The following is a 24,372-nucleotide window of genomic DNA, read 5'->3' on the forward strand; positions in this document are numbered from 1 at the left end:
CACGGGGGGAACTACATGCGAGCAACGTTCATGCGACGCCGGCTGCTGGCCGCGGTGGTTGTCGGGGGGTTGATCGCCCTCCCGAGCGGGGTCGGTGCGCCGGCCGTGGCCGCGCCGGTCGAGAGCGGCAGCCAGGCCGAGGCCTGGGGAACCAACGCCGAAGGACAGCTCGGCATCGGGACGGTCGGGGAGGCTGCCAACTGGCCGACGGCCGTCACGGTGGCCGGCCCGCACACCGTGCGCGCGGTCTCCGCCGGCTTCGCCCACGGCCTGGCCCTGCTGTCCGACGGCACGGTGAAAGCGTGGGGATCCAACGAGTTCGGCCAACTCGGCGATGGCACCAGGACCTCGCGGCCGATCCCGGGAAGCGTGGCAGAACTCAGCGGGGTCACGGCCGTCGCCGCCGGCGGCCGCTTCAGCCTCGTCCTCCTTCGGGACGGCACGCTACGCGCGTGGGGCTTCAACTTCTCGGGCCAGCTGGGCGACGGCACCACGTCTGACCGCACACTTCCGGTGCCGGTGGAAGGCCTGCCCGGCCGCGTGAGCGCGATCGCGGCCGGGAACAACTTCGCTCTGGCGCTGCTGGCCAACGGCACCGTCATGGCGTGGGGCGACAACTTCGACGGACAGCTCGGCCAGGGCCAGGCCGACGGCCAGCCGCACCCGGTCCCGCTCGCGGTGCGCCTGCCCCAGCGGGTGACCAGCATCGGCACCGGCGCGTACCACAGCCTGGCGGTGTTGACCGATGGCTCGCTCCGCGGTTGGGGCTTGAACGCCACGGGCGAGCTGGGGATCGGCAACAGGGTCAGCCCGCAGCCCAGCCCGGTCGCCACCCTCGGCCTGACCGGAGTGCGGGTCGAGTCCGTCGACGGAGGATTCGGCCACAGCCTGGCTCTGCTGGCCAACGGCCGCGTCAAGGCCTGGGGCAGCAACGCCACGGGCCAGCTCGGCGACGGCACGAACGAGCGGCGGCTGGTCCCGGTCGACGTGCTCGGTCTGACCCGGGTCACCGCTGTCGCCGCGGGTGACGACGGCTCCGCCGCCAACGGGCACAGCCTCGCGATCACCCGTGGCAGCGTCGTCGCGTGGGGACTCAACAGCCACGGTCAACTGGGCATCGGCGGTTTCGCGTCGACCAACCGGGCGCGGGCGGTCACCACGGGCCTCCCCTCGACACACTCGATCTCGGGCGGTCTCAGGTTCAGCCTGGCGTCCTAACCACGTCGGCCGGCGCGGGCGCGGCGGCCGCCCGCGGATCGGCAGGCGGGCGCAGCATCGCCAGGACCGCGACACCCGCGACGGCGGCCAGGATCGCGCTGACCGTGAAGATCCGGTCCAGTCCCGCGGCGTACGCGGCCCGCAGCACCGAGGCCGGTGCCGCGGACAGCAGGTCGGCGTATCCCCCACCGGTGAGCCGTTGCGCGACCGTCGACGGTGACGGGACCGCGCCGGTCAGCGCCGACCGTGCCGCCGCGGTCACCACCGTGGCCAGGATCGGCAGGGCCAGGGCGTAGCCGAGCTGCCGGAACGTGTTCGACGCGCCGTTGGCCATGCCGGCGCGCGACGACGGGACCGCCGACAGCGCGGCCGAGGCCAGCACCGGCGTGCTCAGGCCCACTCCCACGCCTGTGACGCAGAGACCCGGCACCAGGACCGCCCAGCCCGACGAGGGGCCGACCAGCGTGCACAGGGCGGTGCCGAGCGCGACCAGCAGCAGACCGGACCCGATGGTGCAGCGGGGCGCGACACCATGCAGCAGGCGTCCCCCGAGGCCGGCCACCACGAACGCGCCCACCGCCATCGGGGCCAGCACCAGACCGGCACTCAGCGCGCCCAGGCCCAGCACCGATTGTGCCCACAGCGAGACGAAGACCAGGTTGGCGAACGCCGCCGCGGTCAGCGCCGCCGCCGAAAGCATCAGGACCGTGAACGCCGGTCGCCGGAACAGCGCCAGGTCCAGCATCGGGTCCGCACGGTGGCGTTCCACCACGACGAACACGGCCGCCGCCAGCACGCCGGCCGCCAGCGCGCCTGCCGTGACACGGTCGGTCCAGCCGCTGCCGCCGGCCCGGATCAGGCCGTAGACCACCAGGGAAGCCGCGACCGTGAAGCTGCCCACCCCGGGCAGGTCCAACCGGCCGGGCGCGCCCCGCCCACCAGACAGCGCGATCCGGGCCTCTACTTCGACGTCGAGATCGAGCCCGCGCTCTTCGGCTACACCGCCGAGGCGTCGCTGTGGCTCACCGTGGCGCCTGCCGCACTGACCACCGTCACCAGCGCGCTCGCCACCCATCCACAGATCGGTTTCGCCGCCGCCACCACCGGCCCGTCCAACGTGGTGGCATCGGTGATCGCGAAGGACCTCGCCGCGTTGTACGACTACCTCGCCCACGACATCGGCGCGTTGGACGGTGTCGTCCAGGCCGAGACCGCGCCCGTCGTGCGTCGCCTCAAGGGTGCGGGGACTATGCGTCCTTGGTGAAGCAGGCCCTGATGTTCTTCTCGCCCGGCCGCCCGAGGAAGTCCATCGGTGACTTGCTCGACGGTTTGCTCTTCGGGTCCGCGTCGAGGTTGATCATCCAGAAGTAGATGCCGGCGAGCTCCCGCTCGTGCATCACCTGGCACGCCGCGTCGAACCAGTGCTGCTGGATCTCCGGCTTGATCGAGCCCTTGGCGTGCGGCGACCACGGCTCCGAGTACGCGCCCGTGCGAGCGGCGATCGCCACCTCGGCGAGGACGAGGTCCGACAGCTCACCCGAGCCGCGGTTGTCGTCGAGCCAGTCGTTCCAGCCGTCGACGAGCTTGCTGACCGTGGCGCTGTCGGACACCCGCACCGGCGGGTACGCGTCGACGGAGAGCGTGATGCCCGCCGCCGGACCCTTCTCCTTGAGCCGGTCGTGGTTGGCGCTGTAGTCCAGCTCGCCCGAGAAGACGGCCTTGACGCCGGTGGCGACCGTCTTCCAGCCCGTCGTGTTGCTCTCCAGCGAGCTGAGCTCGGTGCCGACGACGAACGTGGCGGACTTGGCCTTCTCGGCCACCTTGCCGTATCTGACCAGCATGTCCCGGTAGGAGGCGAACCACTTGGTCTTGCTCGACGGGCGGATCGAGCCCCGCCACATGTCCGGGTCGTCCTTGGTCAGGTTGCGCTCGCTGAGCATCGGCCGGATCGCCGTGCGCAGGTCGCGCTTGGCCGCCTCGTCGAGCACCAGGGCCAGCCGGGCCGGCGACGGGGTGATCGGGTTGTCCGTCTTGACCTCGTCGGCGTACGCGGAGTCCATCGTGAAGGAGAACGAGACGGAGACGGCGTTGGCGCCCAGCGCGACCACGTGGTCGAGGATCTTCTGCGCCTTGGCCCGCACGATCTGGTCGGTGTCGTTGGGGTTGTTCTCCCAGTAGATCGCGATGCCGTGCTGGCGCATGCCCGGCTGCCACGGGTCCTTGACCTTGACGACCGGCTTCTCGCTCGGCGCGCCGCCAGGCCCCGCGGTCGCGCCGGGCGGCTCGTCCGTGACCCGGTCGAGCGGGTCTCCCTCACCGGACGAGCAGCCGCCGGCCAGCAGCAGGACGGCACAGGCCGCCGCGGCCCACCGCCGACTCATATCGGCTTCGCGATCACGACGAACTGCTGCTGCCCGCCGCGCAGGTGGCGGATCAGGCCGCGGACGGCGCCGACCGCTTCCATGATCGAGAACAGGGGCACGAGCAGGATCACGGCTATTCCCTCCCACCACCGGTACTTGGCCCGGCGGGAGACGCTCACGTTGATCCGCAGCCCTTCCGAATAGAGCCAGATGGCGTACGCCATGTTGAGCGCCCAGATCGGCAGCACCCACAGCGTGAGCGGCACCGTGTCGAACGACCCGAGCACCCACCCGACGAGCAGGATGGTGCCGAGGTGCTGGAACGGGCTGATCACCCAGGTGAACGTCGAATATCCGATGTAGAGCCGGTCGCGCAGCGGGATCCGGTCGTCGAGCGCGAGGCCGATCAGTCCCCACGCCCAGCGTTCGCGCTGCCGGAAGAAGTCGCGCACGGTGGCGGGCGAGGCGCCGTAGCACCGGCCCGCGAACCACGCGCTGCGCCCGGGATAGCGGCGGCTGAAGACGAGCGCGAACTGGGCGTCCTCGACGATCGCCTCGGGACCGAAGTCCCAGCCGATCTCGGCCTCCACCGAGGCCCGCACCAGCAGCAGCTCGCCGTGCACGCCGGCGACGGGATAGCCGCTGCCGGTGAACGCCGAGTAGACCGTGACGTCGGCGATCGGCCGGCTCGCGTCGGCCAGCCAGGTCAGCCGGTTGCCGGCGTGCTCGCGCGGGTAGGTCAGGATGCCCTGGGCGAGGTGGGCCGCCTCGTCGCCGCGGTCGCGCTGCTGCTCGATGAGCCGGGCGACGGCGATCGCCGTGTCGAGGCCGACGCCGGTGTCGTCGTCCATGTGCAGCACCCAGACGTCGGCGCGGTCCTCGTGCTGCGCGATCCGCAGCTCGTGCGCGTAGTTGTTGGCGCGCGACTTGAACTTCGTGCCGTTGACCGTGTGGTAGCTGCGCGGGACCGTGACGACCCGGATGTAGCGGCTGATCTCGCCGAGCCGGTAGATCTGCTCCGCGGCCTCGCAGCCCTCTTCGATGACGACGTCGACCCGCAGCTTCGGGAAGCATTCGGGCAGGTACGTGATGTACGAGCGGACGACGCGGTCCAGCGCGGGATAGGTGTCGTTGCGGCCGATGGTCGGCACGACCACCACGAGCCGGTCCCGGCAGCGGATCACCTGGTCGTCGGCGGCGGTGAGCCGGTCGCGACGCAGCCGCCGCAGGGTGATCACGGCGCCGACCAGGCCCGCGATGGTGCCGATCACCGGGTACGTCCACACGATGGTCACGACGGCGCCGAGCGGCCCGGTCGACTTGACGCTCAGGAACATGGTGATCGCGAGGACGACGAGGAACCAGGCGGCGAGCGGCCACATCCGCGGGAGCCAGCTCGCGTGACGCTGTGCCATCGTCGTCGCACGGGCCGTGATCGGCATGCGCACGGCGGGCATCACGTGCGTCTCACCGGGGTGGTACTGGCGCGGGATGATCTGTGTGCGCTCGCCCGGCTCGTCGCGGCGCTCGGCCCCGACGTGGGTTGTCACACGGTGTCCTTCCGGGTCAGCAATGCGACGGTGTAACCCGTGGTCCACCAGCTGTCGGCGACATCGTAACCCTCTTCGAGAACTTCCTTCTTGTTCCCGTCGAGCTCGTCGAGCGGATTGGCATACTCGCCGAGGCGCAGCACCCAGATCCGCTTGGTGTCCTTGAACCGGGCGGCCAGGTCCGTGTGCTCGCTGGCGACCATCCAGCCGTCGGTGCGCATCGGCCGGTCGACCAGCAGGTCGGTGGGCCGCCGGTCGGCCGGCAGGTAGTGGGCGATGACGTCGCGGTTCAGCACACCGGGACCGCGGTCCTTGAGGCCGTAGACGATGCCGTCGCCGGGCTGGACGTCGCGCTCGAGCAGCGCCACGACCACCTTGGTGTCCTGGTAGCGGAACGAGGGCTTGCGCACCTCGACCTGGCCCGGCAGGGCGAGCACGGCCAGCGCGGCCATCGTGGCGAGGATCGCGACCAGCCCGCGCTTGGCGAGCAGCAGGCCGACCAGGATGGCCCAGCCGACGATCGTGTAGAGCACGTAGCGCTGCTGCCACAGGTGGGCGACCGTGCCCAGGGCCATCAGGATCGCCACGGGCACGACGCCGATGGTGATGCCGACGATCGCGCCCTTCTCGCGGGAGACGGCGGCCACGCCGAGGGCGATGATGGCGCCGCCGATCAGCGCGCCACCGAAGAACTCCAGGCCGTACGCCTCGACGCGGTGCAGGTCGGTGAACGGGATCCAGCCGATCTGGTTTCCCTGTTGCCGACGACCGATCAGGATGATCGGGACGAGCGGGAGAATCCCGGCGAACGCGCTGGGAATCCACCGCCACAACAGCTTGCGCTTGAGCACGAGGACGGCCAGGCCGTGCGCGGCGAGCAGCAGCATGGCCACCAGGTGCATCAGGCCGACCCCGGCGACCGCGGCCGCGTACATCATCGCGATGCCGAGGGTGAACCCGTCGAGCATCCGGATCAGCAGCAGCGTCGCGATGGCGGCGAAGAGCACGGCGAACGCGTACGGCCTGGCCTCCTGCCCGAAGCGGGTGGCGATCGGCATGATCGCGAAGGTCAGGCCGGCCAGCAGGCCGATCTTGTAGCTGCCGAGGCGGTTGCCGATCAGGCCGATGACCGCGGCGGCGCCGGCCATCGCGAGCAGCGACGGCAGGCGCAGCGCCAGGTCGGAGTCGCCGAAGACGGTGGTCCACAGGCGGAGCGCCACGTAGTACGGGCCGATGCTGGCGTCGGTGCCCTTGAGCTGCAACCAGAACTCGGACCACGACACCGTGGTGTTGCCCCAGCTCGCGAACTCGTCGGCCCAGAGGCCGGGCCGGGTCAGCCCGACGAGGCCGAGCGCCAGGGTCAGCAGCGCCGGTGCGCCCCAGGCGGTGCGGCGCAGCCACGCGGCCTTGCGCAGGCGGCGCTCGGACTCCTCCTGGCTCGGGGTCTTCGGCAGCAGGATGGTCGCGTCCGTCGGGGGTTCCAGCGGCTTGTCCACCACACCGACCCGGCGCGGCAACGGAATGTGCACCTCGCCGTTGGGTGTGGCCACCGGAAGCTGGGAGCGCGCGGCCTCGTTCATCGGTGCAGGATAGGGCCGGCGCCGGCAAAGGCGAATTCGGTCACCGCGTCAGTCCCCCGCGCCACAGGCGGTGCCGTCGCCGTTGCGGTCCAGGCCGTGCCGGTCCCGCTTGCCCGGAATCTGCAGCGACTCGTAGCCACGGTCCTCGAGCCATCCGCATTTGTCCGTCACGTCGGCCGGAAACGTCCACGGCACGCAAACGTCGCGGTCGCCGTACGCGTGGTCGCAGCCGTCCGTGCCCTCGGCGATCCGCACACCGCCGGTCGGCGAGGGCTGCGCGGCGTTCGGCTTGGCGTCGGGCTGGTCGGCGAAGTTGTGGATGAGCGGTGGCGGCGCACCCGTCGGGCCGGTCGGCCCGGGGTCGCTGGCAACGGGCTCGGACCCGGTGTCGCCGAGGTCGGCCGGCTCGTCGGCCGGCGTCGTGGAGGGCGAGCCGGCGAGCCACTGCCCCGCGCCGCCGCCACCACCGGAGACCAGCACTCCGACCAGGACGAGCACGAGCACCACCGGCACCGCCGCGAGACCCAGCTGCTCGCGGCGGCTGCGGCCCCGTACCCATCCGGCGGCGGCCGTGAACCAACGGCTCATCCGAGCTTGACCCACTTGGCGACCGAGGGGATCCCCTTGGCGTTGTGCACGAAGAGCATGTACCAGCCGGGCGGGGCGACGTTGGGGTTGTTGGTGACGTTCAGGTCGATCGCGTTGTTGGCCTTGACGGTCAGCGGAAGCTCGACGAACCGCTGGTTCGGGTCGGACGAGTGCGTCACCGCCGCGGGGCGGATCAGCGAGGCACGCGTGATGGCCCCGTTGGTGGTGATCCGCTGCGTGCTGCCGTACGCCCAGTTGGTGTTGGTCACGGTCTTGATCTGCGGCCGGGCGCCCTTGAACAGGTACGGCGGCGAGTAGATCGAGATGCGGGTGTCGAACGAGCCGTTGCCGGGGTTGTCACCGACCGCCATCACCCGGCCGTCGGGCAGCAGGAACGCCGACGAGTGGTACGTGCGCGGCACCGGGTCGGTGGCCATGCCGGACTTGAACGTGTTGGTCGCCGGGTCGAAGATCGACGCCTCGAACACCGGGTCGGCCCGGTTGTGCAGGGCGCCGCCGGTCTCGAAGACCGTGCCGTCGGGCAGCAGCACCAGCGAGACGTACATCTTGCCCTGGGCACCGGTCTGCGGAACGCCACCGGTCAGCTTGCCCTGCGGGATCAGCGGGCCGGCGGTGTAGCGCGGGTTGGCCGCCTTGAGGTCGATGATGTCGGTCAGCCGGCCGGCGGTCGCGCCGGTGTCACCGTTGCCGCCGCCGACCGTGAGCACCCGCTGCGCCTGCGCCGGCGGCAGCATGACGCTCATCGACTGGTCGCGCTCGTCCTTGTTCTGCAGGCCGGGCACGTCGGTGATGGTGTTGGCGCCGTAGTTGTAGATCGAGGCGCCGGTGCCCGGCAGGCCGTTGCCGAACGTGTGGCTGCCGGTGTAGAACAGCCGGCCGTCCTGCATCAGCACCATCGACGGGTAGAGCCCCCACCACGCCCAGGTCTGCTTGACCTGGTCCATCGGCAGCCACTTCTGCTGCGCGGCACTGTAGTAGTCGGTGGTCGTGGTGCCCGTCGAGTCCTCGCCGAGGCCGCCGAGCGAGATGATGTCGCCGTTGCCGAGCATGGTCGCCGACGGGTACCAGTGGCCGGCGAGCATGTCGTTGGTCCGCGTGTACTTGTTCGTGGCCGGGTCGAACAGGTACGAGTTCTTCAGGCCCTTGTAGCCCACGGTGCCGTCGGCGCTCGGGTAGTCCTTGTTGCCGCCCATGACCAGCACGCGGCCGTCGGCGAGCTGCACGTGACCCGAGCAGAACAGGTCGACCGGCGTCGCGACGTTGGTGAAGCTGCCGTTGGCCGGGTCGTACACGGCGGTCTTGAACGTGCCGGCGGCGAACGCGTTGGGGTCGTTGCCGGAGCCCGCGACGAGCAGCACCTTGCCGTTGTGCAGCACCACCGAGTGGATGCCGCGCACGGTCGACTCGTACGGCATCACCTGCCACTTGCCCTTGATGCAGTTGTTCGCGTCGGTGCACGCGGTCGGCGAGCCGATCGCGGTGCTCACCTCGGTCATCGAGTAGTCGTCGGTGGTGAGCGTGCCGATGCCGTAGACGGACACACCCCAGGTGACCTGGTCGGTGTTGGCCGGCACCGGCGGCGTCCGCACGGTCTTCTGGGTCCAGGCGTTGGTCGCGGGCAGCGTGGCCGGGTCCATCCAGTACTGCCAGCCGGCCGTCTTGTCGTGCCTGAACAGCGTCATCGCGTTGGCCGCGGTGGTCGACTTGTACCAGACCGAGAGGTCGTACTGCTTGCCGGCGGTGACCCGCGGCGCGCACTGGGCGCTCTCGGTCATCATCGCCTTGCGGTCACCGTCGTTGAGCCGCGTGACCGCGACCCGCAGGCCCTTGCCGGTGCGCCCTTCGGCCGTGCTGGCCAGCGTGTACGTGTTGTCGCCCTGGCCCGACCTCTCCCAGCACGTGGGGAAGCCGTCGGCGCCGATCTGCTCGACCCCCGGGTTCTGCACGAGGTTGGCGGCGGCCTGCGCCGGCGAGGCGATGAACACCCCCGCCGTCAGCAAGAGCGTGAGCGCGAGGAGTCGGCCGAGTCCCCGTCGGAGTTCCGGGCTGAACATCGGCACGGCTTCCGTGTTGTGCACGGCATCTCCCGTCGATCCACGTCTGGGCCGTTCCGCAGGCTACCGGTCATCGCCATCCCGGCCAATATTGCTTTGCCCGCAACTGTCCGAATAGATCCCTTACCAGGCAAGACTTTCTCCGGATCTGCCCATATCCACGTACGCGCCGGTAACGAGCCGTTGACCAGGAGTGCCGGCGGCGTGGTCCACAATCGTCGGCATGGTGACTTCCTCGGCGGACGCGGACCGGACGGCTCCCGTGATGCGCCCGGTGGACACGGCTGTCGAGCCGTTCCTCGCGGCGGTCGCGGACGAGCGGCGTCAGGCCGACGCGCGGGCGTTGGCCGCGCTGATGGCCGAGGTCACCGGCGAGCCGCCGGCCTTGTGGGGCGGGGGCATCGTGGGATTCGGCAGCTACCACTACCGCTACGAGAGCGGGCGGGAAGGCGACGCGCCGCTGGTCGGCTTCGCGCCACGCAAGACGCGGCTGGTCGTCTACCTGGAGGCCGGCTACGAAGCCCGTTATCCGGAGACGTTGGCCGCGCTCGGGCCGCACGAGACAGGCAAGGGCTGCCTCTACCTCAAGCGGCTGGCCGACGTCGACGAGGGCGCGCTGCGGGAGCTCGTCGAGGGCACGGTCCGCGCGCACCGCGGCTGAGACACACCGAACACCCCCGGCGTCGCCGCCGAGGGTGTTCGGTTGTTCGGGTCAGGCCACGCGCCGCCGCCGACGCAGGGCGACCAGGCCGAGCCCGGCGACCGTCAGCGCGCCGCCGACGCCGGCGAGCTGCGGCAAGGACAGGCCGCCGACCGCGGGTCCCGTCACCGGCAGCATGCCGCCGGTGGCCGGGCAGGTCTGGGCCAGGTCGAAGGTGCCGTCGGCGCCGGTGACCACCGCGGTGGCGCTGACGATCGAGAACGGGTTGACGAGCTCGCCGGAGGGCGACAGGCCCGCCGAGGTCCGGATCCAGGCCCGGTCACCGACGATCGCGCGGTCGTTCGCCGGCTCGGCGGTGATGGTCTCGGTCTGCGGACCGCCCTCCGTCGCGAACTCGATCGTCAGCGTGCGGAACTCGCCGGCGCCCTTCGGCGCCGCGAAGACCCAGACGTCCTCGCCCGGGAACGGGCCGCCGCCGAGGTTCGGGTCGCACCTGTGGACGGGGAACGCCGCTGCGGTCTTGCCGGTGTCAGCGGGATCGATGTTGACGGTGGTGTCGGCCCGGGCCGGTGCGGCTCCGAGCCCGAGAATGGCAACCGCGATCGCGGCGCCACCGAACCGGGCAAGTACGGATAACTTCACAAGATCACCCCAACTGCCGTCGAAGCTCATGAACGGGGCGCGACCCACTGTCAGGTAACCATGTAGGAACGATCTTCATGTCCTTTATCAGGAGTCAACGTGATTTGTACCCGAAAATGGCGGTACGTGATGAGATGAGACGTGCGGAAGGGTGGGGAGGACCGGCGTAGCACCAACGGCGTGACCCGCGCCGTGTTCGCCACCGCCGCGCTGGTGGTGGTGATCGCCGGCATGCGCGCCGCCGGCGGGCTGCTCGGCCCGATCCTGCTCGCGCTCATCCTGGTGGTCACGCTCAGCCCGATCCGGTCCGCGCTGACCCGCTGGATACCCGGGTGGCTGGCGACCACGGTGTTGATCATCGTGTTGTACGGGATCCTGGCCGCCGGCGTGGCGTCGCTGGTCGCGGCCGGCATCCAGCTCGCGTCGCTCGCCCCGCGCTATTCGGACCGGGTCAGCGAGATCGTCGACGACGTGCAGCGGTGGCTGCAGGACCTTGGCGTCGAGGCCAACGACGCGGAGCAGCTGGTCACGCGGATCGACCCGAGCACGCTGGCCAACATCGCCCAGACCGCAGCCGGCGTGGTGATCAACCTGCTGACCAACATCGTGTTCCTGGTGACGCTGCTGCTGTTCATGGCGGTCGAGACCGGCGGCTACCCCAGCCGGATGGCGCGGGCCGACCTGTTCCGCCCCTCGCTGACCAGGGCGCTGCGCCAGTTCGTCCACGGCACCCGCCGCTACCTCGTGGTGTCCACCGTGTTCGGCCTGATCGTCGCGGTCTTCGACGGGATCGCCCTGTGGATCCTCGGCATTCCGCTGGCCACGCTGTGGGCCGTGATCGCCTTCGTCACCAACTACATCCCCAACATCGGCTTCGTCATCGGCCTGGCCCCACCGGCGGTGCTCGGCCTGCTCGAAGGCGGCTTCGGGCTGATGATCGCGGTGATCGTGGTCTACAGCGTGATCAACTTCGTGCTCCAGTCGATCGTCCAGCCGAAGATCGTCGGTGACAGCGTCAACCTCTCGGTCACGGTGACGTTCCTGTCCCTGATCTTCTGGACGTTCATCCTGGGCGGCGTCGGCGCCATCCTCGCCGTCCCGCTCACCCTGCTGGCCCGGGCGCTGCTGGTCGACGCGTCACCGGGCACGCGCTGGGCCGACATCTTCCTGGCGGGCAGCGGCAGCCTGCGCGGGGAGGCGACCTGGCGGGCCGGCCAGGAGCCGACGGGCAAGCGGCGCTGGATGGTCGGCCGCCGGCGTCCCCAGAACCCCTGGCAGAAGTAGCCGGGCGCGCCACGTCATCGACATGGCTCGCGGTGTCCACATCGCGCCATGTCCGCACTGCGGCAGGCTTCGGTAACACGAACATGAATATCCGGACTCCAGGATGCGTGCAGCGAACCACCGCGCGAAGGAGTCCCCCATGTTCAGTCGTCTGCTCGCCGGCGTCATCGCCGGCGTGGCGGCCCTGCCCGGAGCCGCGCTGGCCAACGGTCCCGCACCCGGGAGCCCGGCCACCCCCGCTCCCGCGGGCCAGGGCGTCCAGATCACCCTCGTCACCGGCGACACCGTCTCGCTGGTCCAGGCCGCCGGAGGCCGCCAGGCGGCCAGCGTGACGCCCGCGCCCGGCCGCGAGCGGGTCACGTTCCACACCCTGGAGGTCGACGGTGGGCTGCGGGTCCTGCCCAGCGACGCCGTGCCGCTCATCGAGGCCGGCCGGCTCGACGTCGACCTGTTCGACGTGGAGAAGCTGGTCGCCGACGGCTTCGGCGACGCCGCCTCCACGACCCTGCCGCTCATCGTGCGCGGTGGCACCGCCGGCCAGCGCACCAGCGCGAGCCTGCCCAGCATCGACGCGCGCGCGATCGCGCCGGCCAAAGACAGCCTGGCGGACTTCTGGCGGGCGCAGACCGGCCCGGCTGCGCGCACTACCGGCGCCACGACGATCTACCTCGACGGCAAGGTCCACGCCAGCCTGGACCGCAGCGCCGCGCAGATCGGCGCTCCGGCGGCGTGGCAGCGCGGGCTCGACGGGCGCGGCGTCAAGGTCGCGGTGCTGGACACCGGCGTCGACGCCACCCACCCCGACCTGGCCGGCCAGGTGATCGAGGCGCGCAACTTCAGCGACAGCGCCGACGCCGTCGACCACCACGGGCACGGCACCCACGTCGCCTCGACCATCGCCGGCACGGGCGCCGCGTCCGACGGCCGCCGCAAGGGCATCGCGTACGGCGCCCACCTGCTGGTCGGCAAGGTGCTCGGCGACACCGGCAGCGGCTCCGAGTCGCAGATCATCGCGGGCATGCAGTGGGCCGTCGACAGCGGCGCCAAGGTGGTCAGCATGAGCCTCGGCGGCGATCCGACCGACGGCCTCGACCCGATGAGCCTGGCGGTCGACGAGCTCAGCGAGCGCAGCGGCGCCCTGTTCGTGATCGCGGCCGGCAACGCCGGCAGCGCCTCCAGCGTCGGCTCCCCGGGCGCGGCCCGCAGCGCGCTGACCGTCGGCGCCGTCGACCGCGACGACCGGCTCGCCAGCTTCTCCAGCCGCGGCCCCCGCCTCGGCGACCAGGGCGTCAAGCCGGAGCTCACCGCGCCGGGCGTCGACATCGTCGCGGCCCGCGCGGCCGGCACCACGATGGGCGGCCCGGTCGACGCGAACTACACGGCGGCGTCCGGCACCTCGATGGCCACGCCGCACGTGGCCGGCGCCGCCGCGATCCTGGCGCAGGAGCACCCGGACTGGACCGGCACGGCGATCAAGAACGCGCTGGTCAGCACCGCACAGACCGCCCCGGACCTGCCGGTGTACGCACAGGGCGCCGGCCGCGTCGACGTCGCCCGGGCCACCGCCCAGGCGGTCACCGGCACCGGCGTCGCCGACTTCGGCCTGCACACCGTGGGCGGCACGCCGACCACGGGCACCCGGACGCTGACCTACAGCAACAGCGGCGACTCCCCCGTGACGCTGGTGCTGACCGGCCCGGCCGCCGTGAAGCTGAGCGCCGCCACCGTGACCGTGCCCGCGCGCGGGACCGCGACCGTCGACGCGACCGTCGACTTCGGCACGCTGCCGCTCGGCACGCTCAGCGGCTGGATCACCGCGACCGCGACCGCCGTCAAGGTCACCACGGCCGTCGGCGCGATCAAGGACGGGCCGGTGCACCACGTCACCGTCCGGGCGCTGGACCGCACGGGTGCGCCCGCCGCGCTGCCGGTGCTGACGCTGTTCGGCGACGACGCCCGCAACGACGTGCTCGCCTGGGCGTCCGAGGGCGGCGCCACCTTCGAGGTCCGGGAAGGCACGTACATCCTGCAGGGTGTGCTGGAAGACGGTGCCCGCAACGACGAGCAGGCCACGCTGATGACCATCCCGGAGCTCACGGTCGACCGCGACGTCGAGGTCGTCGTCGACGCCCGCAAGGCCCGGCCGATCCGGATCGAGACGCCCAAGCCGGCCGAGCAGCAGGCGGTGCTGTCCTACTACGTGCACCGCGTCACCGGCACGGGCCGCTCCATCGCCCACGGCGTCATGCACTTCAGCAACGTCGAGCAGGTCAACGTCGTGCCGACCAAGCCGGTCCGGGCGGGCAGCTTCGAGTTCTCGTCGCGCTGGCAGCTCGTGGCGCCGATGGCGGTAGCCAGTGTGCCGGGGGTCAAGGGCCCGGTGGAGCTGCATCTGATGGGCAACTCCCCCGCGTACGACGGGACCCGGCGCTTCCCCCTGGCCCGGCCCGGCGATCGCGACGTGCGCGGCAAGGCGGTGCTGATCCCGGTCGACCAGGAGGACGAGCTGACCAAGATCGACGCGGCGGCCCGAGCCGGTGCGGCGGTCGCGCTGGTCGTCCGCCCGCCGGACTTCTCCACGTGGACCTCGTGGAGCCCTGAGGGCGACCGCCTGCCGATCGTGTCGCTCGCGCTCGACCAGCCCACCGCGGCCCGCCTGACCGGCAAGGCCTCCCTGTCGCTGACGCTCACCACGTCGAGCCCGTACCTCTACGACGTCGTCCAGGTCTCCCCCGGCCGCATCCCGGACCAGGTCGTGCACCAGGTGACGGCGGCCAACAGCCGGCGGATCACCACCGACTACGCGGACAACGGCGGCTTCGACTGGGTACGCGAGCAGCGCTTCGGCTGGCGCCCCTGGCAGGAGTACGCGTGGAACGACACGTCCCGCGACGCCCGCACCCCGTCGGTCCGTGAGGAGTGGGTGTCCGCCGGCGACTCGCTGTGGCAGCACTACGTCTCCGACGGCTACCCGTGGGGCTGGGGTCCGCTGGAAAGCGGCTTCCGCGACGCCCCGCACACGGTCAAGGCCGGCACCGCCAGGGAGAGCTGGGGCGCACCGGTCGTGCGGCCGGCCGACCTGGGCTCTACCCGCGCGGGTGACGTGCTGCGCCTGCGGGTGCCGGCGCTGGTCGACCGGGAGGGCCACTACGCCCACCTGGGCGGCACCGAGGTGGCTGCCACGCTGTGGCGCGACGGCGCGGTGCTGGCCGAGCTTCCGGACGGCTGGCAAGACGTGGTCACGACGCCGGGTTCGTCGGCCTACCGCCTGAAGGTCACCACGGCCCACGGCGGCGACGACTGGACCGTGGCGACCCGCACCGACACGTCGTGGACGTTCCGCTCGGGTGCGGCGGGCGACCTGCCGCTGCTGAGCGTGGACTACGACGTGCGCCGGGACGGGGTGGCGCTGGACTTCAACGCCAAGCTCCGCACGCTGCGCGTGGACGTCTCGACCGACGACGGCACCACCTGGCGCCCGACGACGGTCCGCGACGGTGTGGCCTCGGTTCCGCGGGGCCACAGCGCGGTCTCGCTGCGGGTCCGGGCCACCGACCGCGCCGGCAACACGCTCGACCAGACGGTCGTCCGCGCCTACCCGCGGGACTGACCGAACCGGTCCAACCGGTCCGCCGGGGCTGTGAGCCAGTCCCGGCGGGCCGCCTGGAAGGCCAGGCCGGTGCGGGTGTCGACGCCGGCCAGGGCCATCAGGCGTTCGAGGCGGCGCTGCACCGTACGCTTGCTCACGCCGAGGTGCGTCGCGATCGACTTGTCCGGCAGGCCGGACACCACCAGCGACAGCAGGAGCACGTCGGCCTCGCCGAGGTCCTCCGCCGGGCGGCCGTCCGCCCGCAGGGGCGTGGCCCGCTCCCAGAAGCTCTCGAAGAGCGCGACCAGCGCGTCCAGGAGCTCGCTCGACCGGATCAGCGCGGCCGTCGGCTCGCCCAGGTCGCGGGCCTCGTCCGGCACCAGCGGGCAGATCGCGAGCTCGCCGTCCGCGATCGCCAGACGCACCGGCAGGGTCGGCAGGCTGCGCGCCTCCTCGCCCGCCGTCATCGACTCGAGGATGCTCGGCAGCTCGCCCGGGATCTCCAGCAGCGCCCGCTCGTAGATCGCCCGGTAGCGGACCCCGCGCGCCAGCGCCGTGTCCTCCTCGGTGTTCTCCGGCCCTGGCATCGCGAGTGGGTTGGCGCGGCAGAACCAGAGGATCTCCTTGCGGGCGCCCTCCTGCATCTCCCGCAGCCGGCCGCGCAGCGCGTCTCGGCCCACGATCACCTCGACCAGGCGGTCGGCGTCGCGGCGGCGGCTGTGGCGGCGGAAGTCCTCGCTGAGGGCGGCGATCGTCCGGCGGGCGTCGTCGAGCACCTCCTGGCGGCGCAGCAACGCGTCGCCGAGCGCCACGTCGGGCGCCAACGGCCGGAACACCGGGCCGGCGCTCACCAGCCCCTTCGCGTGCAGGGCCGCGAGCAACGCCTCCGCCTCCGCCGCCGGCAGCGCCGCGGACTCCGCCAGGCTTCCCGCGTCGGCCGCGCCGATCCGGACCAGCAGCCGGTACGCGTCCTGCTCGGCCGCCGAGAGCAGCTCATCCATGCGCGCCACTGTACGAACGACCTGTTGATCATGCGAAGTCCGGCGGCTCTGTGATCAACAGCACTGGCTGGATTAACCCACCATGGAAGTAGGTTAAGTCGAGTTGTTGTCCCGACCCCGCGAAGGTAGACCGACCGTGCCCACGACCCCCGCTCCCGCCGCGGTGCTCGACCGTGCCCGCGCCGGCTGGCCCGCCTGGCATGCCGCCCGGGTCAAGCGAGTGGCCGGCCCGGACGGCAACCTCGCCCTCGTCGAGACGATCTGGGGCGCCGCGGTCGAGGACCACCCGGGCAGCGTGCCGATCGAGCGCCGCGACCTGCGTACCGGCCTGGTCTTCCACGGAGTGCGCCGGTTCGACGCGGACTCACCGGCCATCCGTCACTTCGAGACCATCGACGCCTACCCGTTCGACCCCGACTGGGTGATCGAGGCGCGGTTCGTGCCCCACGACCCGCCCCGCCTCGTGGCTTTCGAGCACCTGCGCGACAACGGACTGACCCGGGACCTCGCCGTGCCGGGCGACATCCTGTTCACCCTCGACGGGGTCGACTACGCCTTCGACGCGTTCGACGACGAGGGGACGCTGCTGCTGGTCTTCGGGGACGAGACCAACGGCCTCACCACGTACGAGTCGGGACGCTTCCTGATCGTGTCCCGCGAGCCCGGCGACGACCGGGTCGTGCTCGACTTCAACCGCGCCTTCGTGCCGCCGTGCGGGTTCTCCGGGCAATACAACTGTCCGATGCCGCCGCGGCAGAACCGCTTCCGCAGGGCCGTCCTGGCCGGTGAGAAGCAGCCCCTCTTCCGCGGCGGCTTCCAGGTGCACTGAACCACCCCCCTCTTTTCGAATGCCGGAGACACACACGTGAAGAAGCAACGAATCGCGCTGCTCGGCGCCGCTGTCGCGACGGCCGTGGCCCTGGCCGCGTGCGGCTCGACCAGCGGCGGCGGCTCGTCCGCGGGCGCGGCAGCCCCGGACGCGAACGCCGTCGTCCAGGTCGGCTCGCTCTACGAACCGCAGAACCTCGACAACACCGCCGGCGGCGGCCAGGGCGTCACCGAGGCGTTCAACGGGAACGTCTACGAAGGACTGTTCCGGCTCACCGACGACGGCAAGGTGGAGCCCCTGCTGGCCACCGCGCACACGGTCAGCGCCGACGGCCTGACCTACACCTTCACACTGCGCGACGGCGTGAAGTTCCACTCGGGCAAGGCCCTCACGTCCGCCGACGTGAAGTACAGCATCGAGAAGGTGCTCGCGAAGGACTCGAAGTCGGCGCGCAAGAGCAGCTTCCCGGAGATCAAGTCGATCGCGACGCCGGACCCGAAGACGGTCACCGTCACACTGGCGACCCGCTCGATCTCGTTCGTCTACAACCTCAGCTACGTGTGGATCGTCAACGACCAGGCCGGCAACCTCTCCGCCAAGGAGGACGGCACCGGTCCGTACACGTTGGACGGTTGGAAGCGCGGCTCCTCGCTGACGCTCAAGAAGAACCCTTCCTACTGGGGCACGCCGGCCACCAACGGCGGCGTGGTGTTCCACTACTTCACCGACGGCAGCGCCCTCGACAACGCGCTGCTGACCAACGCCGTCGACGTGGTCACCAGCGAGCAGAACCCCGACGCGCTGGCACAGTTCACCGACAACCCGGCGTACAAGGTGAACGACGGACACTCGACCACCAAGCTGCTGCTGGCGTTCAACGACCGGGTCGCGCCGTTCAACGACGTCAAGGTGCGCAAGGCCGTCAGCTCGGCGATCGACGACAAGAAGCTGCTGCAGTCGATCTGGGGTGACCACGGCGAGCTGATCGGCTCGATGGTGCCGCCGACGGACCCGTGGCACACGGACCTGACCGGGGTCAACGCCTATGACGTGAACGCCGCGAAGGCGCTGCTCACCGAGGCCGGACACCCGGGCGGCTTCACCTTCACCTTGGACACCCCGAACTACGACCCGCACCCGACGGTCGCGGCGTTCGTCAAGTCGGAGCTGGCCAAGGTCGGCATCACGGTCAACATCAACGTGATCACCCCGGACCAGTGGTACACGAAGGTCTACCAGAACCACGACTTCACGGCGACGCTGCAGGAGCACGTCAACGACCGGGACGTCGTCTGGTACGGCGACCCGAGCTTCTACTGGGGCTACGACAACCCGCAGGTCACCGCATGGATCAAGCAGGCCGAGCAGGCGGGCTCGGAGGCCGAGCAGACCGAGCTGCTGAAGAAGGCCGACCAGCAGATCGCGGCCGACGCGGCCACTGACTGGCTGTACCTCTACCCGCAGATCGTGGTCGCGTCGACGAAGCTGTCCGGCTACCCGGTCAACGGCCTCAACTCCCAGTTCTACGCGTACGGCATCACCAAGGGATGACCCGCTATCTGGTGCGCCGGGCGGCGCTGCTGGTCGGCACCCTCCTGCTCGCGAGCGTGGTGCTGTTCCTGCTGCTGAGGCTGTTGCCGGGCGATCCGGCCAACGCCCTGCTGTCGGTCGGTGCCACGCCCGACCAGGTCGCCGCCGCCCGGCACCAGATCGGCACCGACCGGCCGCTGCCCGCGCAGTTCGGGCACTGGCTCAGCCAACTGGCGACGCTCCACTTCGGAGACTCGTTCGTCAGCTCGCTGCCCGTCGGCCCGGAGATCGTCAGCCGCCTGTCGGTGACGGTGCCGCTGACGCTGGCCGCGTTCGTGCTCGCCGTGGTCGTCGCGGTGCCGGTCGGGTTCCTGGCCGCGCACCGCGCCCACACGTGGTACGGCGCGCTCGTCGGGCTCGGGTCGCAGCTCGGCATCGCCGTACCCGCGTTCTGGCTCGGTCTGCTGCTCGTCTGGGTCTTCGCGCTGCACCTGCGGGTGCTGCCGGCCGGCGGCTTCCCGCCCGACGGGTGGGCGTCGTTCCCCGACGCCTTTCAGGCACTGGTGCTTCCTGTCGCGACCGTCGCTCTCGTCATGGCGGCATCACTGATCCGGTACGTCCGGTCGGCCACCCTCGACGTGCTCGGCAGCGACCACCTGCGAACGGCCCGCGCGCTCGGCTCGTCGTTCGCCGGCGCGATGTGGCGGCACGGCGTGCGCAACGCGTCCGTGCCGGTGGTGTCGGTCCTCGGCATCGAGCTCGCCACCACGTTCCTCGGCGCGGTCGTCATCGAGAGCGTGTTCGCGCTGCCCGGACTCGGCAGCATGCTGGTGCGCGGGATCGCCCAGCACGACTACCCGGTGATCCAGGGCGTGCTGTTCGTCAGCACGTTCGCGGTGCTGGTCGTCGGCTTCCTCGCCGACGTCGCCCAGCGGCTCATCGACCCTCGGCTGCGTGGGGGGTTCTCCCGATGAGGCGCCGCGTCTTCCTGATCGCCGGCATCGTGCTGGTCGGGCTGGTCCTCGCCGTCGCGCTGGTGTCGCTGTTCTGGACGCCGTTCCCGGCCGCGGACACCACCGGCGGCCGGCTCGAAGGCCCGGGCGCGCACCACCTGCTCGGCACCGACAAGCTCGGCCGCGACCTGCTCACCCGGCTGATGATCGGCGCCCGGATCGCGGTGGCGGTCGGCCTCGGCGCGGTCGCCCTGGGCGCGGTCGTCGGCGGTGTCGCCGGGCTGCTCGCGGGCTTCGCCAACCGCTGGGTCGACGACACGCTCGCCGCGCTGCTGGACATCCTCATCGCGTTCCCGACCCTGCTGCTGGCGATGCTCGTGGTGGCCGCCCGTGGCGCGTCGCTCGGCTCCGCGATCGTCGCGATCGGCCTGGCCATGTCGGCGATCGTCGCGCGGCTCACCCGGGTGCTGGTCAAACGGGTGCTGGCGATGGACTACGTGACGGCGGCCCGCACCTCGGGGGTCGGCTGGCCCCGGATCGTCACCGCGCACGTGCTGCCCAACATCTGGCCAACGCTCGCCGTGAACCTGGCCCTCCAGTTCGGCCTCGCGGTGCTCGCGGAAGCCAGCCTCTCCTACCTCGGTCTGGGGCCGCCGCCGCCGAACGCGTCCTGGGGCCGGCTGCTCCAGGAGGCGCAGTCGACGGTCCTGACCGCGCCGACCGGAGCCATCGCACCCGGCGTCCTGCTGGTCGTGCTCGTCGTCGGCGTCAACCTGCTCGCCGACGGCCTGCGCGACGTCGCCGACCCGACCCGGAGGGGGCACCGGTGAGCCTGCTGACGGTCTCCGACCTGACGGTGTCGACGGCTTCCGGCGCCGTGCTGGTCGACGGTCTCTCGTTCTCGGTCTCGTCGGGGCACCGCCTCGGGCTGATCGGCGAGTCCGGCTCGGGCAAGTCGCTGACCGCGCTGGCGGTGACCGGCCTGCTGCCGCCGGGACTGCGCGCGTCAGGCACGGTAGTGCTCGACGGGGTGCCGGTGATCGGCGCCTCCGACCGCGCGTTGAACCGCCTGCGCGGCCGGGTCGCCGCGGTGGTGTTCCAGGAGCCGTCGACGGCGCTGGACCCGTTGATGCGACTGGGTCACCAGGTCGCGGAGCCCTTGCGCCGGCACCAGGGCCTGCGCGGCGCCGCGTTGCGCGCGGCCGTCGTCTCCGCGCTGGAGGAGGTGGCGCTGCCCGCGCGGGTGGCCCGCGCATATCCCCACGAGGTCTCGGGTGGCCAGCGTCAGCGCGCGGCGATCGCGATGGCCCTCGCCTGCCGCCCCAAGCTGTTGATCGCCGACGAGCCGACCACGGCGCTGGACGTCACCGTGCAGGCCGAGGTGCTGGCCCTGCTCGACCGGCTGGTCACGGCGCACGACATGGCACTGCTGTTCGTCAGCCACGACCTCGCCGTCGTCGGCAAGGTCACCGACGAGGTGGTGGTCATGTCGGCCGGGCGCGCGGTGCGGACCGGCCCGCTGCGTGCGGTCCTGGCCGACCCCGGCGACGCCTACACGGCGGCCCTGGTGGCCAGCGCGCGTCGGTTGGACGACGCGCTCGGAGGTGCGTTGTGATTCTCGAGGCCCGCGACGTCGGCTTCCGGTATCCGTCCGGTGCGCCCGTGCTCGAGGGAGTCTCGTTCGGCGTGACACCGGGCCGCAGCGTCGCCCTCGTCGGCGAGTCGGCGGCTGGGAAGACGACGCTGCTGCGGCTGCTGCTCGGCCTGCGCCGGCCGACGTCGGGGGCGGTGCTGTTCCAGGACGCGCCGTTGCCGACCGGCCACCGCGCCGCCCGCGAGTTCCGGCGGCACGTGCAGACGGTGTTCCAGGACCCGTACTCCTCGTTGGACCCGCGCCAGAAGGTCTCCCGGATCGTCGCGGAACCGTTGCGGGCGCTGGGCTTCGAAGACCACGGGCGGCGCGTCGCCGCGGCGTTGGACGCGGTCGGGCTGCCGGTCGACGCAGCGGACCGCTACCCGCACGAGTTTTCCGGCGGCCAGCGGCAACGCATCGCGATCGCCCGCGCCATCGCGGTCGAGCCGACGGTGCTGCTGGCCGACGAGCCGGTCAGCGCGCTGGACGTGACCACCAAGGTGCGGATCATCGACCTGCTGGCCGAGCTACGCGCCACCCGAGGCCTCACTCTGGTGCTGGTCTCCCACGACCTGGCCGCGGTGGCCAGCCTCTGCGACGAGACGGTGGTCCTGGAACGCGGCCGGGTAGTGGAGCAGGGCGCGACGGGTGCGGTGCTCGGCAGCCCGCGGAACGCGTACACCCAGCGGCTGATCGGGAGCATCCCGCGCCTGCCAGGATGAGCCTTAGAGCCCGTAGCGCTCGACGACCCCCGGCAGCCAGTCCGGTTCGCCGAACCGCAGGCCGTACCGTTCGGCCAGGTCGGCGCCCGCCTCGGCCCCGAGGGATCCCGCGGCGATCGCCTCGGCGACCTCGCGGAAGAAGTGCTCGAAGCCGGCCGGGCTGATGATCTCGATCATCCGCGCCGGCGTGGATCCGGCGTTCCACATCGCGTGGAGCTCACCCCGCGGTTTGGTGATGTAACCGCCGGCGCCGAGCACGACCTCACGGTCCCCCGACCGGAATCCGATCTCACCTTCGGTGACGATCGAATACTCGTCCTCCCGGGTGTGCAGGTGCGGCGGCACCGACGCGCCGACCGGGAACGGATGCTCGACAATGGACAAGGCCCCGCCGGTGTCGTGGCCCCAGAGCTTGAACTGCACACCGATCGAGCCGAGCTGACCGACCTGCCCCTCACCGGGCCGCACCACCGTCAACGGCGGCGGATCCGTCTCCACGGGACCTCCCAGTTCTGAGCGGACCTCCAGACCATCCATCGTAGAGTAGCCGCGAGCCGCCGCCCCGCAGGCCGCGCGAAAAAGGTCGGGGTGCAGCTGGACGGTGACGCCGTCCTCGGTGGGGCGGCCGCTCTCCTCGACGGCACGTCCGATCAGCGCGAGCGTCGCAGCATGATCACGCAGTAACGACTGTCGCGACGACTCCGGGAAGGCGGTCGCCTCCACCTCGTCGCGGTGCCACGCGGCCAGACTCGCGGCCGCGAGGTCGCTCGGAAGCCTCACGGGTTCATTGGAGGATGCACCCTCCAGCGCCGTCCCGATAGCGCGGAGCGCATGGCTGTCGAGCAGATAGCGGTCATACTGGTCCACTGCGCACCCCAGACGAACAAGTCCTAACGGCCCGCCTTGCAGGCCTGCCGTGGCCCGTGGGCCGTGGGCCGTAGTGCCCCGTCAGTCGTGGCCGTGGCCCGTGGGCCGTGGCCCTTAAGCGCTGGGCCGTGATCGGGTGTGAGCTATCTGGAAGATCCGGGACCGAAACGTTGATCGTGTGCGCCAGATCTGGTCGACACGCCGTCCCATAACCAGACCAGCCACACCCGATCACGACCCAGCCCCATCCGAGACCAGACCAGCCACACCCGATCACGGCCCGCGCCACCAACAACCAGCCCCGTCCCGACACACCCGTAGACCGACGGACCAACCCGCCACGGCGCTCCGAGCCAGTCACCGACCCTCAGCCAGGCCAAACGCATGGTGATCTCTATTGCCTCAACCGGACCACCGACACCCCCCGCCCACCCATTGGCGGTAGTTAGGACTTACTCGTCTAGGTCGAGACAACCCGGTAGTGGGTGGTCAGGCGGCCGTCGTCGGTGAGCAGGTGGTAGGCCAGCATCGACGGTAGGTCCTCGTCGATCGTCGCTGTGGGCTCGAACGGCAGCCGGAAGGTCGAGACCACGCCCGGGGCGACCAGGAGCGGGCGGCCCGCGAACAGCGACGCGGCTGGCGTGTGGGCGTGGCCGCAGAGCAACGCCACCACGTTCGGGTGTGCGGTGACGACCTCGGCCAAACGGTCCGTGGCGAACTGGCGCCACTGGTCGGCGAACGGCGACCCCAGCACGACCGGTGGGTGGTGGAAGCACACGAACGCCGGCAGGTCGGCAGCCGCCGCGAGCTCGGCGTCGAGCCAGTCCAGCGTCGACTCTTCGAGCACTCCGTCGTGCCGGCCGGGAATGCTGGAGTCGCACATCGCGAACAGCGCCCCGCCCACGCGGTGGGCACGGTTGACCGGGCCATCACCCGCCGGCTCATCGAGCAGGACCTTCGTGTACGCCGCCCGGACGTCATGGTTGCCGGGGCAGTACAGCACCGGCACCGCGAGGTCGACGAGCTCACGGACGACCTCGTACTCGGCCTCCGCCCCGTGGTCGGCGATGTCCCCCGTGACCAGCACGACGTCGGGTGCCGGCCGCAGCCCCGCCAACTCCCGCACGACCCGCTCGACCCGGCGCCGGCTGCGCTCGCCACTGTCGACGTGCAGGTCGCTGAGCTGCGCAATGATCATCGCCTCACGCTAGGGCACCGGGCCGCCGCGCGTGGAGGGCCAATCCGCTCACGGTGGCCGGCCGCACACTCCCTAAAGCGTCCTAGGAT

General features: G+C 71.4%; 21 protein-coding genes. 11 read left to right on the forward strand and 10 right to left on the reverse strand.

The genetic code is table 11. The features are described 5' to 3' along the window. The first annotated feature begins 15 nt into the window (after positions 1 to 15). On the forward strand, positions 16 to 1,218 hold the full coding sequence (locus AB0J88_RS32350) for a cell wall anchor protein (protein ID WP_364738099.1): 1,203 nt from the start codon (positions 16 to 18) through the stop codon (positions 1,216 to 1,218). On the opposite strand, the gene AB0J88_RS32355 is transcribed toward AB0J88_RS32350, so the two are convergent. Further along, the gene (locus tag AB0J88_RS32355) at positions 1,202 to 2,119 is read right to left on the reverse strand and encodes an MFS transporter (RefSeq protein ID WP_364357352.1); all 918 of its coding nucleotides are present in this window, start codon (positions 2,117 to 2,119) and stop codon (positions 1,202 to 1,204) included. The genes AB0J88_RS32350 and AB0J88_RS32355 overlap by 17 nt on opposite strands. 126 nt (positions 2,120 to 2,245) lie before the next feature. Between AB0J88_RS32355 and AB0J88_RS32360 the strand changes: the two genes are divergently transcribed. Then, a complete protein-coding gene (locus AB0J88_RS32360) occupies positions 2,246 to 2,482 on the forward strand; it encodes an Lrp/AsnC ligand binding domain-containing protein (RefSeq protein WP_364357349.1) in 237 nt (78 codons plus the stop codon). Here AB0J88_RS32360 and AB0J88_RS32365 read toward each other — a convergent pair. From AB0J88_RS32365 to AB0J88_RS32385, 5 genes are read right to left on the reverse strand one after another with little or no spacing between them, the layout of a single operon-like run. After that, positions 2,466 to 3,599 carry a hypothetical protein gene (locus AB0J88_RS32365; protein ID WP_364357346.1) on the reverse strand — a complete coding sequence of 378 codons (1,134 nt, stop codon included), beginning with the start codon at positions 3,597 to 3,599 and terminating at the stop codon, positions 2,466 to 2,468. The two genes, AB0J88_RS32360 and AB0J88_RS32365, sit on opposite strands and share 17 nt — an antisense overlap. Then, positions 3,596 to 5,131, reverse strand: a complete 1,536-nt coding sequence (locus tag AB0J88_RS32370; protein ID WP_364357343.1) for a glycosyltransferase family 2 protein — start codon at positions 5,129 to 5,131, stop codon at positions 3,596 to 3,598. Before AB0J88_RS32370 ends, AB0J88_RS32365 begins: the two co-directional genes overlap by 4 nt. Then, positions 5,128 to 6,711 carry a glycosyltransferase family 39 protein gene (locus AB0J88_RS32375; protein WP_364357340.1) on the reverse strand — a complete coding sequence of 528 codons (1,584 nt, stop codon included), beginning with the start codon at positions 6,709 to 6,711 and terminating at the stop codon, positions 5,128 to 5,130. The genes AB0J88_RS32370 and AB0J88_RS32375 overlap by 4 nt, the downstream gene beginning before the upstream one ends. A gap of 48 nt (positions 6,712 to 6,759) precedes the next feature. After that, complete coding sequence (locus AB0J88_RS32380) at positions 6,760 to 7,299, reverse strand: hypothetical protein (protein WP_364357337.1); 540 nt, start codon at positions 7,297 to 7,299, stop codon at positions 6,760 to 6,762. After that, positions 7,296 to 9,398, reverse strand: a complete 2,103-nt coding sequence (locus tag AB0J88_RS32385) for a galactose oxidase early set domain-containing protein (RefSeq protein ID WP_364357334.1) — start codon at positions 9,396 to 9,398, stop codon at positions 7,296 to 7,298. Before AB0J88_RS32385 ends, AB0J88_RS32380 begins: the two co-directional genes overlap by 4 nt. A gap of 199 nt (positions 9,399 to 9,597) precedes the next feature. On the opposite strand from AB0J88_RS32385, the gene AB0J88_RS32390 reads away from it, so the two are divergent. After that, a complete protein-coding gene (locus tag AB0J88_RS32390; RefSeq protein WP_364357331.1) occupies positions 9,598 to 10,035 on the forward strand; it encodes a DUF1801 domain-containing protein in 438 nt (145 codons plus the stop codon). A gap of 51 nt (positions 10,036 to 10,086) precedes the next feature. Here the strand turns inward: AB0J88_RS32390 and AB0J88_RS32395 are convergent, their stop codons facing one another. Then, positions 10,087 to 10,677, reverse strand: coding sequence for a hypothetical protein (locus AB0J88_RS32395; protein ID WP_364357328.1), 591 nt, complete (start codon positions 10,675 to 10,677; stop codon positions 10,087 to 10,089). A gap of 180 nt (positions 10,678 to 10,857) precedes the next feature. Here AB0J88_RS32395 and AB0J88_RS32400 point away from each other — a divergent pair, with 180 nt between their 5' ends. Together AB0J88_RS32400 and AB0J88_RS32405 are read left to right on the forward strand one after the other, a co-directional pair. After that, positions 10,858 to 11,961, forward strand: coding sequence for an AI-2E family transporter (locus tag AB0J88_RS32400; protein WP_364357325.1), 1,104 nt, complete (start codon positions 10,858 to 10,860; stop codon positions 11,959 to 11,961). Between the two features lie 139 nt (positions 11,962 to 12,100). Then, entirely contained in the window at positions 12,101 to 15,571 is a 3,471-nt protein-coding gene (locus AB0J88_RS32405) for a S8 family serine peptidase (protein WP_364357322.1), read from the forward strand. Here the strand turns inward: AB0J88_RS32405 and AB0J88_RS32410 are convergent. After that, on the reverse strand, positions 15,556 to 16,551 hold the full coding sequence (locus AB0J88_RS32410; RefSeq protein WP_364357319.1) for a helix-turn-helix domain-containing protein: 996 nt from the start codon (positions 16,549 to 16,551) through the stop codon (positions 15,556 to 15,558). The two genes, AB0J88_RS32405 and AB0J88_RS32410, sit on opposite strands and share 16 nt — an antisense overlap. A 136-nt stretch (positions 16,552 to 16,687) precedes the next feature. On the opposite strand from AB0J88_RS32410, the gene AB0J88_RS32415 reads away from it, so the two are divergent. Genes AB0J88_RS32415 through AB0J88_RS32440 form a run of 6 tightly spaced genes read left to right on the forward strand, consistent with a single transcriptional unit; the run spans position 16,688 to position 22,218 of the window. Beyond that, a complete protein-coding gene (locus tag AB0J88_RS32415) occupies positions 16,688 to 17,380 on the forward strand; it encodes a DUF1684 domain-containing protein (protein ID WP_364357316.1) in 693 nt (230 codons plus the stop codon). A 36-nt stretch (positions 17,381 to 17,416) separates the two neighbouring features. Next, entirely contained in the window at positions 17,417 to 18,931 is a 1,515-nt protein-coding gene (locus AB0J88_RS32420) for an ABC transporter substrate-binding protein (RefSeq protein WP_364357313.1), read from the forward strand. Then, the gene (locus AB0J88_RS32425; protein ID WP_364357310.1) at positions 18,928 to 19,884 is read left to right on the forward strand and encodes an ABC transporter permease; all 957 of its coding nucleotides are present in this window, start codon (positions 18,928 to 18,930) and stop codon (positions 19,882 to 19,884) included. Before AB0J88_RS32420 ends, AB0J88_RS32425 begins: the two co-directional genes overlap by 4 nt. Further along, positions 19,881 to 20,693: an ABC transporter permease gene (locus AB0J88_RS32430; protein WP_364357307.1), complete on the forward strand. Its 813-nt coding sequence runs from the start codon at positions 19,881 to 19,883 to the stop codon at positions 20,691 to 20,693. Before AB0J88_RS32425 ends, AB0J88_RS32430 begins: the two co-directional genes overlap by 4 nt. Continuing rightward, positions 20,690 to 21,478 carry an ABC transporter ATP-binding protein gene (locus AB0J88_RS32435; protein WP_364357304.1) on the forward strand — a complete coding sequence of 263 codons (789 nt, stop codon included), beginning with the start codon at positions 20,690 to 20,692 and terminating at the stop codon, positions 21,476 to 21,478. Before AB0J88_RS32430 ends, AB0J88_RS32435 begins: the two co-directional genes overlap by 4 nt. Beyond that, entirely contained in the window at positions 21,475 to 22,218 is a 744-nt protein-coding gene (locus AB0J88_RS32440) for an ABC transporter ATP-binding protein (RefSeq protein WP_364357301.1), read from the forward strand. The genes AB0J88_RS32435 and AB0J88_RS32440 overlap by 4 nt, the downstream gene beginning before the upstream one ends. Positions 22,219 to 22,221: 3 nt before the next feature. Here the strand turns inward: AB0J88_RS32440 and AB0J88_RS32445 are convergent, their stop codons facing one another. Beyond that, positions 22,222 to 22,998, reverse strand: a complete 777-nt coding sequence (locus AB0J88_RS32445) for a cupin domain-containing protein (protein WP_364357299.1) — start codon at positions 22,996 to 22,998, stop codon at positions 22,222 to 22,224. 547 nt (positions 22,999 to 23,545) lie between these two features. Further along, positions 23,546 to 24,283, reverse strand: coding sequence for a metallophosphoesterase (locus tag AB0J88_RS32450; RefSeq protein WP_364357296.1), 738 nt, complete (start codon positions 24,281 to 24,283; stop codon positions 23,546 to 23,548). Positions 24,284 to 24,372: the final 89 nt, after the last annotated feature.

The organism is Asanoa sp. NPDC049475 (genome assembly GCF_040676915.1).
Classification (GTDB): domain Bacteria; phylum Actinomycetota; class Actinomycetes; order Mycobacteriales; family Micromonosporaceae; genus Asanoa.